This is a genomic window from Streptococcus sp. HMSC074F05, assembly GCF_001808725.1.
In the GTDB taxonomy this organism is placed as follows: domain Bacteria; phylum Bacillota; class Bacilli; order Lactobacillales; family Streptococcaceae; genus Streptococcus; species Streptococcus parasanguinis_I.
This window is the reverse complement of record NZ_KV794409.1, coordinates 62,485-76,742: the sequence shown is the minus strand read 5'-3', so window position 1 is coordinate 76,742 and position 14,258 is coordinate 62,485. Positions and strand designations below refer to the sequence as shown.

Sequence of the window (14,258 nt, the reverse complement as noted above, 5' to 3'; positions counted from 1 at the left end):
CTCTTACGGTATTCAATCTGTTCAATTGAAAGTGAATCAAGTTCAGAACTCGCCAACATTAGATAGTGAAGCGACCAAGGAATTTTATGAAAACATTGACAAGTATATTGATCAAAAACTCTCTGAAAAAGATTCACAAAACGATCTCGTAAAAGAAAATGAAGCAGACAAGGATTGAGGACAATGAACTGAATCGGTTTTTACGCCGTGTTTTTCTTGTATCTTCCTCTTTCTTACTTATAGCAGGTTGTTTTTGCTTGAATAAGAAATAAATTAGAAGTTCTATCATCTAAGAAAAATGATGAAAAAAATCATTTAACTAATGGTGTGAACGTTTAGTGTTTATCAGCTCCATTCTCTGTAATTTTGGGGGTAAAATCCACACCATTTAGATAAAATTAGTTGAATTTGATTGGAAAAACGCTTTTATAAAAGCGGAGAAAAGTCTTGATATTACGCTGTTTTTAGTCCAACTGAAATTCATACTTTCCAAACCAGGCTTGAAAAAGGCCCGTAAAGCATCACAATTTAGTAAACGTTAATTCGTTACTGGACAGCAGAATACAAACGAAAACACTTTGCATCTTGCAAGGTGTTTTTTTCTATGAGAACTGGCGGTGCGCAATTAGGATAGCTCTAGCGACTTTAGTCGCATAGAGATATGCTATGCACAGTTGCCTCAAGAAAACAATGCTTCTTGGTCCACCCTGTTAGACAAGCTTCAAAACCAAGGAATCCAACAGATTTCTCTTGTAGTTACAGATGGCTTTAAGGGGCTTGAGCAGATTATCAGTCAGGCTCACCCATTAGCTAAACAACAATGTTGCTTAATTCATATTAGTCGAAATCTAGCTAGTAAAGTGAAACGAGCAGATAGAGCGGTTATTCTGGGGCAATTTATAATGATTTATCGTGCTGAAAATTTAGAAATGGCAGGACAAGCTTTAGAGGACTTTCTCGCCGAATGGAAACCAAAGTATAGGAAAGTCATGGAAAGTCTGGAGAAGACGGATAATCTTTTAACTTTTTATCAGTTTCCCTACCAGATTTGGCACAGCATGTATTCGACAAACCTCATTGAGTCTCTTAACAAAGAAATCAAACATCAAACGAAAAAGAAGGTTCTTTTTCCTAATGAGGAGGCTCTGGAACGTTACTTAGTTACGTTGTTTGAAGATTATAATTTCAAGCAAAGTCAACGAATCCATAAAGGGTTTGGTCAATGTTCTGATACACTTGAAAGCTTATTTAATTAACACTCCGTAACTCTACTTAAGTGTTTACACATAATTATTTACAGTATCAAAAAATAAAGTATATTGTTTTCATCATAATATAATTAAATATCAGTATAGAGAATTTTATCTATATATCAGATATCAGCAATTGCTTTTGCTGTCATTTTTCGCTACAATAGTTACAAGGAGGAAATAAACATGTTAAAAGAAGTATTAAACGTCGCAAAAGTTGCGAAAAAATCATCTCTCTTCTTAGGAGGGGTAGCATTTGGGACGCTTGGCTTGAAAGTCTTAGCAAGTAAAGAAGCTAAGAAAGGCTATTCTAAGGCCTTGGCTAAAGCTTACAAATTGAAAGATGGACTGGATGCATCTGTTTCTGTTGTAAAACAACACGGTGATGATGTTTTACAAGACGCTAAATATTTATACGAACAGGAAAAGAAAGAAGAACAATTAGATAGCCTGACAGGTGAATAATATGTCTTTTAAAGTGCTACACAGAGGATATCAACATATCCGATTATCGTCCTCGTTTTCACTGACCTTGGATATTCAAGATTATCTTCGTTCCTTGGCTAAAGATGAAAAAGGGATCGACTCTATTCAGTTTTATATGGATCAGCAGCACTTTACTCTACGTATGAAAGAAGGCTTCTCTGTATTAGAAAATGCAGAGGCCTTTTTAAAAAAAATTGACAAGGGGAAAGTTTCGGACTTGATGACTCTTCCCATTCGTAGAGAAGAGAGTGCTTATTCAATTGTATCGGGTGCAGCGATTAAGCGTTTGCTGTTTCGAAGTTTTGTACCCTACCCTATTCGTTATATTTGGACTTGTTATCAGGCTTTGGGTTATGTCAAAGAAGCCTATCAAACTTTAGCGCGCAAGGAACTAACCATGGAGGTCTTGGACTGTTCGGCCATTTTGTTGTCCTTGTTTATGAACCAATCCAAGACAGCTAGCAACATCATGTTTATGCTTGATTTGGGTAATCATCTGGATCAGTGGTCTTTAAAAAAAACAGCAACAGATTTGGAACAAAGCCTTCTTGCTAAAGAAAGTGATGTTTTCTTAGTGCGGGGAGACATGGTCATCAGCATCAAGAGTTCTGATGTTCAAGTAGGTGATGTATTAGTTGTCTCCCAAGGTAATGAAATCTTGTTTGACGGCCAAGTGGTTTCAGGATTAGGCATGGTCAATGAGAGCTCCTTGACTGGAGAGAGCTTCCCTGTTGAAAAGAAAGAGGGAGATTCTGTATGTGCGAATACTGTTTTGGAAACAGGAGAGTTAAGAATTCGTGTGACTGATAATCAGATAAACAGTCGTATTTTGCAACTCATCAATCTGATGAAAAAATCTGAAGAGAGTAAGAAGACAAAACAACGTCATTTTATTAGGATGGCAGACAAGGTTGTAAAATATAACTTCTTAGGTGCTGGTTTGACTTATCTGTTAACAGGTTCGTTTTCAAAAGCCATTTCCTTTTTATTGGTGGATTTTTCATGTGCTCTAAAAATATCCACACCTGTAGCCTACCTTACGGCCATAAAGGAAGGTCTAAATCGAGAAATGGTTATTAAAGATGGTGATGTATTAGAAAAATATCTGGAAGTGGATACTTTCTTGTTTGATAAAACGGGTACCATCACGACGAGTTATCCTTTGGTTGAAAAGGTTCTTCCTTTCGGAGATTATACTGAGAAAGATATTTTAAGAATAAGTGCATGTTTGGAGGAACATATCTATCATCCTATTGCCAATGCAATTGTTAAACAAGCTGAAATTGAAGGCATTGAACACGAAGAAATGCATGGCAAGCTTCAGTATGTTGCAAGCAAAGGGATTAAATCGCAAATTGATGGTCAATCGGTTGTCATTGGAAATTATGTACTAATGCAAGACGAACAGGTAAGAATTAGTTCTGAGCAGCTGGCCTTGATTGAGCAATATAAGACTCATTACAATTTATTGTTTTTGGCTTATAAGAAAGAATTAATTGGGATGTTTTGTATCCACACTCCCTTGAGAAGCGAGGCGAAAGTTGCATTGAAAAAGCTAAAGCGCCAAGGGAAAAAACTGATTCTGGCAACTGGTGATACGTTGGCTAGAACAGAAGAGTTGGTTAAAGATCTGCCATTTGACAACGTTTATACTGATTTAAAACCAGATGGTAAGTTTCAGTTGGTTCAGGAATTACAGAAAGCTGGCCGAACTATTTTGATGGTTGGAGACGGGTTAAACGACTCTGCTGCCTTGACGCTTGCAGATATTGGGGTTGTGATGAATGAAAGTGCTGATATTTCTAAGCAGATGAGTGATATTTTATTATTAGATAATCGTTTAGATTTCTTCGAGGAATTGAATTCTTTATCTGAATCGTTGCAGAAATTAATTCAAAGAAATATTCAAGAAACAGTTGTAATAAATGGAAGTTTAATTGGATTTGGGTTGTTAAATTGGTTAAGCCCATCTAATCTTTCGATATTGCACAATCTGACTACTTTAAGAATCGTCCTTCGTAGTCTTTCTATTAAAAGTAGGTAAGAGACCGAGAAGCTGAGGTTATAAAAACTAAAAGGAGTTGTCTCATTTGAGAATAACGGCTCTTTGTCAACTGTAGTGGGTTGGTGGAAAATTATACCCTGGAGAGGACCAAATTGGTTCTCTCCTTTTAAATATTGAAAAAACCATTGGCAGTGGACATACTTTAAGACTATATATTTCTGAAACTAGTTTCACAATACAAATATTGACATGCAATTATTAATTGGTGGATTTTAAGTTGACATCTACAAAGGTTAATGTTAGAATACATTCAAAAATATATTTGAATGAGGTGTTTTATGATTCAAAATATTGTTACTTCAATAATCCTGTATTCTGGGACAGCCGTAGACTTACTTATTATCCTAATGTTATTTTTTGCCAAAAGAAAAAGCAGAAAGGACATCATTAACATCTATTTAGGACAATTTCTAGGCTCTGTTAGTCTAATATTCCTAAGTTTGCTTTTTGCATTTGTCTTAAATTATATTCCTAGTAAAGAGATTTTAGGTTTACTCGGTTTGATTCCAATTTTCCTAGGCCTCAAAGTTTTGCTTTTAGGAGATTCTGATGGAGAAGCTATTGCAAAAGATGGTTTGCGAAAAGACAATAAAAACCTGATTTTTCTAGTCGCTATGATTACTTTTGCAAGTTGTGGCGCTGACAATATTGGTGTCTTTGTCCCATATTTTACCACCTTAAATTTAGCGAATTTGATAGTGACTTTACTTACTTTTCTAGTCATGATTTATCTCTTGGTTTTTTCTGCCCAAAAATTAGCACAAGTCCCTTCTGTTGGAGAAACTTTGGAAAAATATAGCAGATGGTTTATTGCCGTTGTCTATTTAGGATTGGGGATGTATATCCTGATTGAAAACAACAGCTTTGACATGCTAAGGACTGTGTTCGGCTAGGAGAAAAAATTATGAAAAAAGATAGTATCTGTCAAGTGGATGTTATAAATCAACAAAATGTTATAACCGCAACGAACTACCTTGAAAAGGAAAAAGTCCAAAAATCACTTCGCATTTTATCAAAATTTACCGATAATAAACAGATAAATATCATCTTTTATCTCCTTGCCGTCGAAGAACTCTGTGTCTGTGATATAGCCTGTTTACTAAATCTCAGTATGGCATCTGCCTCCCACCATCTTCGTAAACTAACCAATCAAAACATCTTGGATACTAGAAGAGAGGGGAAAATTATATATTATTTTATAAAAGATGAGGAAATCAAAGACTTTTTTAATCAACTAGGATAACAACTATTTTTACTACTTTACCATGATTATATATAGGACTTATCTATGAAATTTTTTGATGAAAATTACTCACAAGAAATACCTACTCGTATCAAATGTTTAAGAAAAAAGTATAATTTAAAGCAAAGCGACCTAGGTAATGCAGGTCAAGTTAGCCAAGTTGAAAAGGGAGGAATTTGAAAGAATTTGTATCTTTTATTTTTTGTTTCATTTATGCCCCATGCTACTGGAATAGTTAGTAGTCATTTCATGAATCATTCGGCACAGCTCTTTTATGGACTGATTGTTATTGTTTCAACGGTAGCAAACTGGTTTTTACATAAAGTAATTGATAAACCCAATATAGATCAGAAAGAATTACAATACTTACAAAGAGCACCTTTCGAGGTGTTCTTTTTGTATTTTCATACTAAATTGTGGTAGTTGACGTAGTTGTTGTGGCTTTAGCCGCTTACAATTACGGCTGCCATTCGACGAAGTCAATTGCCTCAAAACGTTAATCAACACGATACTATCAACGTTTACAGACATTCAAGAGTATTCTCTTGGATGTCTTTTTTTGTTTCAAAAATACAAAGTTGACCCCGTTATTTTTTTGATTTCAAGTATCCATTTCATCTCTATTTAGAAAAATATCAAATCAATTCTTATTCAGGATAAGAGTTTTGACCTAAATCATTTACAAAATGACAAAAATAATGATATTTTTGACTATTATCATTGTCAAAAATAAAAAGATATGTTACAATGTAATCAAGTTAAAGAAATAAGACTTTGAACGGAGAAACTATGAGGATATCGGTAATAATATCTTATATAATAACAAAGGAGGAAAAATCAGATTCTACCATTTTTGGGATATCTAAGCGAAGTGGCTGAGTTTGATGACAATGGTAAATATGAAGCTAAAAAATCGTTTAAAAGAGCTTCGCGCTCGTGATGGTTTAAACCAAACCGAGCTTGCAAAGCTAGCAGGTATATCTAGGCAGACCATTAGTTTGCTAGAGCGTGATGAGTATACCCCCTCTATTATTATCGCCTTGAAAATCTCTCAGATATTTCATGAGCCAGTAGAGTCGGTATTTCGCTTAGAGGAGGAAGAATCATGAACAAATATAGAGTAATTTATTATCTTTGTATCATTGCCTTTATAGCAAATGTTTCGATGATGATCGGGACCTTGATGGGATGGTTTCACATTTTAGACAGTAATTATTTTTTCTGGAGTGGCTTGATTTTTAGTTTAGTATTTGAGCGGATAGAAAAGAAAGTAAAAGAAAGAGTATAAAAGGAGTAAGATTATGAAAGAGTTTTTGGCAGATTTTCAAGTAGATACCGAACATAAAGAAATTGCAGGGGTTTGTGCCGGTATCGCTAATTATTTCAAGGTAGATCCCCTGATAGTTCGTGCATTAGTCGTTTTGCTTTTTCTTTCTTCGATAGAAATTAGTCTTCTCACAGTGATAAGTTATGCTCTTTTAGCTGGCTGGATGGGAAGTGAATCTCTGGAAGAGGTCATCAAAAAATCAGGGTACAAGATCCTATTTTTCTATATAGTTGCCATTCTCCTGAATAGCTTTGGTGATCAAGTGTTAACAGCTAGCTTTGGATTTGGTCATGCTCTGGTTCAAGGGCTACTTGGTTTATTTTAGAAAGAAGATGGAAAATGAAAAAGAAACATTTATTACTATTGCTAGGAAGTTTATTGTTGGGTGGTTTAATCGGAATGTTTGGTGCTGCTTTCACAAATCTTCATTTAAACATTTCTCAAGAGCAAGTACAGTTTGTTTTGACGACCTTCTTTTTCTGTCTGGGAATACTATCGACCATAGTAGCTCTTTATTTTATTATGAATAGTAGGAAAGCTTATGATAGCTACCTAGCAGAAGAAGATGATGAATTAAATGAGCTGGCTTATATCAAGATGTATCGCTCTCTAGATTATGGGACAGTTGCTTACAATGTTTTGCAAGTTAGTATGTTTTTCAGTTTGGTTACCGTGTTACCTAGTCATGATCTTCCGTTATCAGTTTTTCTCTTAGCGGTATTAACCATTCTTGTTGGAAGTTTCTGCGTCAAAACAACGAGCAAAATTCGTAATTACCAACTCTCTATTTTAGCCACACCAAAAGAGGTATTAGACTATCTAGAAACGTATGACGAGGGAGAGAAACAAGCGGAAATGGAAGAGGCTTATTTAATCTTGTTCAAACTCAATCAGCTAATCTTACCATCGGTCTATATCATCTTATTTGCCTTATCCATCATTCTTGGTGAAGTGCAGTTAGTTGGTGTCCTTATAACTGCTGTCATCCATCTCTATATTAATATTGCACAATTAAGAAAAACAAAACGATACTTTAAATAACAGGGGTTTCTATGAATCGTGTCGAAAATGGAGGTGAGGATGTTGAAAGGGATGAGTCAATCAAAATAAATCTCATTCCAAGATAGAGCTAAACACAAAATTCTAAAAAGTTTGTAAAGTAGCTTTAGTAAACGTTCTTTTAAAAGTATGCTAATCATTACAATGAGCACCCTTCGGGGTGTTTTTTTTGTATAACTGAATTTGAAGCAAATAAAAACCACCCTATCTTCCACGGTCAAACATGACTGTAGAAAATAGAGTGGGTCTAGGATGTTAAAGACTATTTGTCGTCTTTATGAAAGATATTTTTAACGCCCTTGATAGCTCCTTCAACAGCTTCTTTTGCATCTTCAGCAACTTCTTTTGCTTTTGAAGCAACTTTTTCAGCAGTGCCTTCAGCTTCTGTTTTTGTATCGCCGGTTAATTTACCAAGGCCTTCTTTAACAGAACCTTTTGCTTGGTTCAATTTTTCTTCTAATGACATAGCGTCACCTCCATGAAGTTAGTCGTTTATTTCTCTGAATGCAATACTGTTGATTTAAAAAAATAAAAAATATTTGTCTCAGATTAGAATGAGTATATTCTTTTTAAAATGGAAAGTCAAATTTTTGCTACGGCTAAAAAACAGGATCGCTTTCCGGTCACGAATAATGACCGACTAATAAGTCACGACATTTCGTTTTTACAGCAAAGATTTGAAACGAAAAAAGCAAAAAACTTTTTCTGTCTCCAATGAAATAAATGGTATAATAATCGTGAATGGAAACATCGTAACGCTGTTTTTTGAAAAAGAGAAGATAAATATGAAAAGAATCCTCACAACCTACCCTATTATCAGCACTTTAGCTCTAATCTGTTTGTTGCTTGGTCTATTGACTTCCTTTTATGGGGATGCTATGTATGACCTATTGGCCTTTCATTCGAAGCCGGTCTATGGTTGGCAATATGTCAGTGGGACCCTGATGCACGGTAGTAAAGGCGCACCTATCTGGTTTTTATGGGTCCATTTGTTGTTAAATGGACTCATGATCCTTCCCTTCGGAGGACTGCTAGAAAGAAAAAGAGGCTCCAGACAAGTCTTAATCGTTTTTGTGACGGCGACAGTCCTCTCTTCCATCGTTTTTCACTTTTTAACCCAGGAGCAGGACATTCAGGCAACAGGGATCTCTGCTGTAGGATACGGCTTTGTGACCGGAGGGGTTATGATCCTGCCAAACGTGTGGAAAGAATTTTCACGTACCGTAAAATGGCTTTATCTATTCTTGATTTTTCTATCTGGCCTCATGCTCTTACCAGCAATTACCGGATGGATCTCAACGCTATTGCATCTTTCAGGGATTGTGAGTTATCTATTGGTCTTTATCGGAAGTAATATCTTGAAGGGGAGAGCTAAAAGTTCCTGATATAGTAAATGCAAGGTAGGGTCATTCCTAACAGACGCTCAAGAGGAGAATCTTGGGCGTTTTTTTGATAAAAATTTTTTGCATTCTTTTAATTGAAGCTATCATTGAATTGAAGCTATCATTGAATCATGGCTAGTTGTATGCTATAATAATCAAAAATTGAGTGATCACTCAATTTTGCAATGGAGGTATGTATTGTATGACTGTAAAAGCGGTTCAATTTCACCGATTTGGTAATATAGATGTCTTAGAATTAGCAGAGGTAGAACCAGAACCACTAAAGGAAAATCAAGTGAGAGTCAAGGTAGCTGCCGTAGGATTAAATCCGGTGGATTATAAAATTTTTGAGGGTGTTAAACAGCTTCGGATGTTATCCCTTTTAATGAAACTAAGGCATCCTAGTAGATGGTTTGAGAAAACTTCTTCTTTATTCCCTAGAGGCGTTGCACGTGATTTTGCTGGGACAATCATTGAAGTAGGTGAAAATGTAACTCAGTTTTCGGTAGGAAATAGAGTCTTTGGGACGATTATAAGTGCACCTGGTCTTGGTTCAAAAAGAGGAGCATTAGCAACTGAGATTTGTGTGAAGGAGACGGAGATCGCTTCTATGCCATCTAATATTGATTTTCTGCATGGATCAGTCTTGGGGGTTAGTTCCTTAACGGTAGGAGGAGCTTTTCGAAAAATTAATATTGGAAATAAGGATACAATTGTCATTTCAGGTGCATCTGGAGGAATTGGATCGATTGCAGTACAATATGCTGTTTCAAAAGGTGTCAGAGTTATTGGAATAGCTAGTGCTGGTAATGCGGACTACCTCAGATCGATCGGTGCCATCCCGATTTCCTATCATGAATCGATCAAAGAAAAAATTCAAGAACTCTCAGGAGTAACTGTTACCAAGATGTTGGATTGTTATGGGGGAGACTATGTAAAATTAGGCTTCCAATTGGGTTTGCGAGGTGATCAAATTGCTACCCTGGTTCCATCTCCTTCTGCTATCTTGAAAGGAGCTCAATTTACAGGCCCACGGCATTCACAATATGATGACTTCCTATCACTTGCAGAGCTTGTTTCCAAAGGGGAAATTTCAGTTCGTTTGGATAAAATCTATCCATTTTCATTACCCGAAATAAAAGAAGCATACAAGGATCTTGAAAAAGGGCATACCAGAGGGAAACGTGTGATTGTGATTCAAGAGGAGTGAGGAGGAAAGGAAAATGGTTGATCTAAATCAAGCTTGTGTTCGTCATATTCAACTCATGAGATTGAGTGATAAACAAAAACGTGTTCTAATTGCCAGTTTAACCTTGTTTTCCGAAATCGGTTTTGAAAAAACTACATCGCTTGACATTGCACGCCGAGCGGAAGTATCAGAAGGGACTGTTTTTAGCTATTTTAAAACAAAAGAAGGCATACTCAATACGCTTCTCCTCTTATTTTTTGATCAGGTCATACCTGAAACAATTGAATTGTTTACTGATCAAAAAGTTCTGTGTAACGATGAAAGTGTTACAGTTTTTTTTCGGAGTATGATCGAGGATCGACTAAATTTTCTGACCAACAATAGAGATATTATAAAAATTCTCTTTTCAAGGTGTTTAATTGATTCATCTTTGTTTGAAAAAACTGGGGACATCGTTCAGAACAATATTGTAATACCACTCAATCCTATTTTAGATAGATATAAGGCGAAAGGAGAGCTGGTTAATTGGCCTAATGAACGAATCATTCGTAATCTTATCTCCTTAATGCTATCTTATGCTGTGCCATCCATGCTAAATAGTAAAGCAATTGATGTGGGAAAAGTTTCAGATGAGATGATTGAAATTCTAGCAAATAGGATAGTCTTGTGATTCCTATTCTATACCAAGGATGTTACAGTGAGAGGATTCATCTTTGATTTTAGTTCAATAAGGATCTCAAAAAATGAAAAGAACTCTACTTCCTTGACTCTTCCTCTACCAGGCCGTATAATATTCTATATCAATGAAGAAATCACCTTTTGTCATTGTGCAAAGGGTGATTTTATAACGAAAAAAAGGAGACACAATGGGGTATATCTCTACAATCAAAACAGCTGTTCAGCTCTTCCCTTTTTTGGCTTTTTTGCTGACCTTGCCCTACATGATTTTGAATTATCGAAAATATGGTTCGGTCAATAAATTGCGGGTGCTGATTTTCTATTCTTTTATGCTTTACTTGATGACGGTCTATCTCTTGGTGATCCTGCCTCTGCCGGATCCAAGTAAGATTCATACTAGCTACTCGGAAATGGTCAATCTCCAACCTTTTGCTTTTGTAGTGGATTTTTTCAAGGAGAGCCCCTTTGATTTAGCGCAGACTGGTACTTGGATTCAAGCCCTTAAGCATCCAACTTTTTATGTGCCTGCCTTTAATGTCCTAATGTTGATTCCTTTTGGGATGTATCTACGCTATTATTTCAAGTGTGGTTTTAAGAAAACGATTCTCCTGACAGCCCTCTTTAGTTTCTTTTTGGAGTTGACCCAGTTATCAGGTCTCTATTTTCTGTATCCGGGCCCTTACCGCCTAGCAGATGTCGATGATATTATTCAAAATACCACTGGTGGTGGAGTGGGTTATCTGCTTGGTTGGTTCCTGGTATGGTTATTGCCAACAAGAGACGAAATTGACGAGCATTCTTTCCGAGTAGGGACGAAAGTATCTGGTTTCCGGATGGGTCTTGCCTTCTTGATCGACTTTGTGATGCTATCCTTGCTTTACGCGGTAATCGAGCGTTTAGAGACGGTTCCTTATGTAGCGGTTTTGGCTGTCTATTTTGCCTTGATTCCCTTGTGGCGTGGCAAAACCTTGGGAATGGCTTTATTGAAATTCCGCTTGCATTTTGACAAGCAAAAATGGCTTCGCACCATCTGGCGGGGAATCCTGGTAGTAGGTTATTTCTATCTGATTCCTCAAGGGTTGTTCTATTTGATTTCGCTCTTGAATAGCGATTTGACGGACAATTCCCTCTTAACCCTGTCCATGATTTTATTGCTCTTCTTTGTGGTTTTATTGTACCTAATTCTCACTCTTGCCATCGTCTTACTCAATCGTCGCTTTCCGTTTGATCGTCTAGCTGGAGCTGAGTATGAGAGTACGGTGCGCGTGAAGAAAGAGCTCTTAAAAGATGAAACTGAATCGTCAAAATAGAGAGAGTGGGACAGAAATCGGTAATTCGTTAGAATTCGATTTCGTCGTCCCACCTCCGCACAGTTGAGTAGGACTGTAAAAGCTGATGAAAGCAGCGTAGTAGAGCCCACTCAACCACTGCGTCTTGCTCGACAATCCAAAAACAATAAAGAGGCTAGGACTTTTGTCCCAGCCTCTTTATTTTTTTATACACGTTTAATATATCCGAACGTTCCCAGTTGAGAAGGGCGATTTTAAGGGGATTGTGCTACAATGGAAGCAAATAGATAGAATGGAGCAGTGAAATGAAAGCAATTATTACAGTCGTTGGTAAAGACCAAAAAGGAATCGTAGCGGGTGTTGCAACGAAAGTGGCAGAATTAGGACTCAATATCGATGATATCTCTCAAACTGTATTGGATGAGTACTTCACCATGATGGCAGTCGTATCATCGGATGAGAAAAAAGATTTCACACAGCTCCGTTCAGAGTTGGAAGAATTCGGTCAGTCTCTGCATGTGAAAATCAATATCCAAAGCGCAGCGATTTTTGATGCCATGCACAATTTGTAAGATAGGGGTTGAGAATTTATGGACATTAAACAGGTAACAGAAACCATTGCCATGATTGAGGAGCAGAACTTCGATGTTCGGACTATCACCATGGGGATCTCCCTTCTCGATTGTATTGATCCAGATATCGAAAAGGCAGCGGAAAAAGTCTACCATAAGATTGTGACAAAGGCCAAAGACCTAGTGGCTGTTGGAGACGAGATTGCGGCAGAACTTGGCATTCCCATTGTGAATAAGCGGGTTTCGGTCACTCCGATTTCTATTATCGGAGCTGCAACAGATGCGACAGATTATGTACCCTTTGCTCAGGCACTGGATCGTGCAGCTAAGGAAGTTGGGGTCAACTTTATCGGTGGCTTCTCAGCCCTTGTTCAAAAAGGCTACCAAAAGGGGGATGAAATTCTCATTAATTCTATTCCTCGCGCCCTTGCAGAGACGGATTTTGTCTGCTCTTCAGTCAATATCGGATCGACCAAGACGGGGATCAATATGACCGCTGTCCGAGACATGGGCCGCATCATAAAAGAGGCTTCCCAAGCGGATCCGATGGGGCCTGGTAAGCTCGTAGTTTTTGCCAATGCAGTAGAAGATAATCCTTTTATGGCGGGTGCCTTCCACGGTGTCGGTGAAGCGGATGTTGTCATTAACGTTGGGGTTTCAGGACCAGGTGTCGTCCAACGGGCCATCGAAAAAGTTCCAGGCGCTAGCTTTGATGTATTGGCTGAAACAGTCAAGAAGACAGCTTTCAAGATTACCCGTGTTGGGCAATTAGTGGGTCAAATGGCTAGTGAACGTCTCGGTGTTGAGTTTGGGATTGTAGACTTGTCTCTCGCGCCAACACCAGCTGTTGGAGATTCGGTTGCCCGTGTCCTTGAAGCCATGGGGCTTGAAGTAGTAGGAACCCACGGGACAACCGCAGCCCTTGCCCTGCTCAATGACCAAGTGAAAAAAGGTGGCATCATGGCTTGTAACCAAGTCGGTGGTTTGTCAGGTGCCTTCATTCCTGTCTCAGAAGATGAAGGGATGATTGCGGCGGTCCAATCAGGTCATATCAACCTGGAAAAATTGGAAGCTATGACAGCTATCTGTTCAGTTGGTCTGGATATGATTGCCATCCCGGCTGATACTCCAGATACAACCATTGCGGCCATGATCGCCGATGAAGCAGCTATCGGCGTTATCAACCAAAAGACAACAGCGGTTCGGATTATTCCTTATGGCAAGGAAGGCGATATGTTAGAGCTCGGTGGACTTCTTGGATCTGCTCCGGTAATGAAGGTCAACAAGGCTTCGTCAGCTGATTTCATTGCCCGTGGTGGTCAAATTCCAGCTCCGGTTCATAGCTTTAAAAACTAAGAGAAATCTAGTATAATAGTAGAAAATAGAAAAGTCTGTGATGATAAAACTCCAGACTTTTTTCTTGCAAAAGGAGACAAGATGGCTAAAACAAGATTATTTGTGATTCGTCATGGGAGAACCATGTTTAATACCATTGGCCGTGCTCAAGGTTGGTCCGATACACCCTTGACAGCAGAAGGAGAACGAGGGATTCAGGCTCTGGGAATCGGCTTGCGTGAGTCTGGTTTGGAGTTTACTCGAGCTTATTCCAGTGATTCTGGCCGTGCCATTCAGACCATGGGGATCATTCTCGATGAATTGGGCTTGAAAGACCAGATTCCTTATCGCTTTGACAAACGGATCCGCGAGTGGTGTTTTGG

The 14,258-nt window shown here is 37.9% G+C and carries 17 protein-coding genes and 2 pseudogenes; 18 read left to right on the top strand and 1 reads right to left on the bottom strand.

Annotation, left to right across the window (positions count from 1 at the left end; translation table 11 throughout):
* From HMPREF2685_RS10420 to HMPREF2685_RS02605, 11 genes and pseudogenes are all read left to right on the top strand, one after another.
* Window positions 1–178: pseudogene (locus tag HMPREF2685_RS10420) on the top strand (TIGR00341 family protein); the annotation flags it as partial.
* A gap of 487 nt (window positions 179–665) precedes the next feature.
* Window positions 666–1,256 (top strand): annotated as a pseudogene (locus HMPREF2685_RS02650) (transposase); the annotation flags it as partial.
* Between the two features lie 180 nt (window positions 1,257–1,436).
* A complete protein-coding gene (locus HMPREF2685_RS02645) occupies window positions 1,437–1,715 on the top strand; it encodes a DUF6110 family protein (RefSeq protein ID WP_002893755.1) in 279 nt (92 codons plus the stop codon).
* 1 nt (window position 1,716) lies between these two features.
* Complete coding sequence (locus HMPREF2685_RS02640; RefSeq protein WP_002893754.1) at window positions 1,717–3,780, top strand: heavy metal translocating P-type ATPase; 2,064 nt, start codon at window positions 1,717–1,719, stop codon at window positions 3,778–3,780.
* Between the two features lie 299 nt (window positions 3,781–4,079).
* Entirely contained in the window at window positions 4,080–4,694 is a 615-nt protein-coding gene (locus HMPREF2685_RS02635) for a CadD family cadmium resistance transporter (RefSeq protein WP_021154423.1), read from the top strand.
* A gap of 11 nt (window positions 4,695–4,705) precedes the next feature.
* Window positions 4,706–5,044 carry a Cd(II)/Zn(II)-sensing metalloregulatory transcriptional regulator CadX gene (cadX, locus tag HMPREF2685_RS02630; protein ID WP_070465077.1) on the top strand — a complete coding sequence of 113 codons (339 nt, stop codon included), beginning with the start codon at window positions 4,706–4,708 and terminating at the stop codon, window positions 5,042–5,044.
* 45 nt (window positions 5,045–5,089) lie between these two features.
* Complete coding sequence (locus HMPREF2685_RS10820; protein WP_002889641.1) at window positions 5,090–5,224, top strand: hypothetical protein; 135 nt, start codon at window positions 5,090–5,092, stop codon at window positions 5,222–5,224.
* Between the two features lie 719 nt (window positions 5,225–5,943).
* Window positions 5,944–6,153: a helix-turn-helix transcriptional regulator gene (locus tag HMPREF2685_RS02620; protein ID WP_031576108.1), complete on the top strand. Its 210-nt coding sequence runs from the start codon at window positions 5,944–5,946 to the stop codon at window positions 6,151–6,153.
* On the top strand, window positions 6,150–6,332 hold the full coding sequence (locus HMPREF2685_RS02615) for a hypothetical protein (RefSeq protein ID WP_049499707.1): 183 nt from the start codon (window positions 6,150–6,152) through the stop codon (window positions 6,330–6,332). The genes HMPREF2685_RS02620 and HMPREF2685_RS02615 overlap by 4 nt, the downstream gene beginning before the upstream one ends.
* Before the next feature lie 13 nt (window positions 6,333–6,345).
* Window positions 6,346–6,696, top strand: a complete 351-nt coding sequence (locus HMPREF2685_RS02610; protein ID WP_070465072.1) for a PspC domain-containing protein — start codon at window positions 6,346–6,348, stop codon at window positions 6,694–6,696.
* Between the two features lie 14 nt (window positions 6,697–6,710).
* Window positions 6,711–7,412: a DUF3169 family protein gene (locus HMPREF2685_RS02605; RefSeq protein ID WP_070465069.1), complete on the top strand. Its 702-nt coding sequence runs from the start codon at window positions 6,711–6,713 to the stop codon at window positions 7,410–7,412.
* A gap of 280 nt (window positions 7,413–7,692) precedes the next feature.
* Here the strand turns inward: HMPREF2685_RS02605 and HMPREF2685_RS02600 are convergent, their stop codons facing one another.
* Entirely contained in the window at window positions 7,693–7,896 is a 204-nt protein-coding gene (locus HMPREF2685_RS02600; RefSeq protein WP_049471982.1) for a CsbD family protein, read from the bottom strand.
* A gap of 319 nt (window positions 7,897–8,215) precedes the next feature.
* On the opposite strand from HMPREF2685_RS02600, the gene HMPREF2685_RS02595 reads away from it, so the two are divergent.
* The 7 genes from HMPREF2685_RS02595 to HMPREF2685_RS02565 all read left to right on the top strand — a co-directional run.
* Window positions 8,216–8,815 carry a rhomboid family intramembrane serine protease gene (locus HMPREF2685_RS02595; RefSeq protein WP_049523594.1) on the top strand — a complete coding sequence of 200 codons (600 nt, stop codon included), beginning with the start codon at window positions 8,216–8,218 and terminating at the stop codon, window positions 8,813–8,815.
* Window positions 8,816–9,014: 199 nt separating this feature from the next.
* Window positions 9,015–10,022, top strand: a complete 1,008-nt coding sequence (locus HMPREF2685_RS02590; RefSeq protein ID WP_070465068.1) for an NADP-dependent oxidoreductase — start codon at window positions 9,015–9,017, stop codon at window positions 10,020–10,022.
* Between the two features lie 13 nt (window positions 10,023–10,035).
* On the top strand, window positions 10,036–10,671 hold the full coding sequence (locus HMPREF2685_RS02585; RefSeq protein ID WP_049523599.1) for a TetR/AcrR family transcriptional regulator: 636 nt from the start codon (window positions 10,036–10,038) through the stop codon (window positions 10,669–10,671).
* 196 nt (window positions 10,672–10,867) lie between these two features.
* Window positions 10,868–11,989: a VanZ family protein gene (locus HMPREF2685_RS02580; protein WP_070465066.1), complete on the top strand. Its 1,122-nt coding sequence runs from the start codon at window positions 10,868–10,870 to the stop codon at window positions 11,987–11,989.
* Between the two features lie 284 nt (window positions 11,990–12,273).
* Window positions 12,274–12,540 carry an ACT domain-containing protein gene (locus HMPREF2685_RS02575; RefSeq protein ID WP_003004214.1) on the top strand — a complete coding sequence of 89 codons (267 nt, stop codon included), beginning with the start codon at window positions 12,274–12,276 and terminating at the stop codon, window positions 12,538–12,540.
* A gap of 18 nt (window positions 12,541–12,558) precedes the next feature.
* Window positions 12,559–13,896 (top strand): PFL family protein, encoded by a 1,338-nt coding sequence (locus tag HMPREF2685_RS02570; RefSeq protein ID WP_070465061.1) that lies wholly within the window; start codon window positions 12,559–12,561, stop codon window positions 13,894–13,896.
* Between the two features lie 81 nt (window positions 13,897–13,977).
* Window positions 13,978–14,258 (top strand): phosphoglycerate mutase family protein (locus HMPREF2685_RS02565; RefSeq protein ID WP_148130437.1); only part of this gene is annotated, 281 nt, incomplete at its 3' end.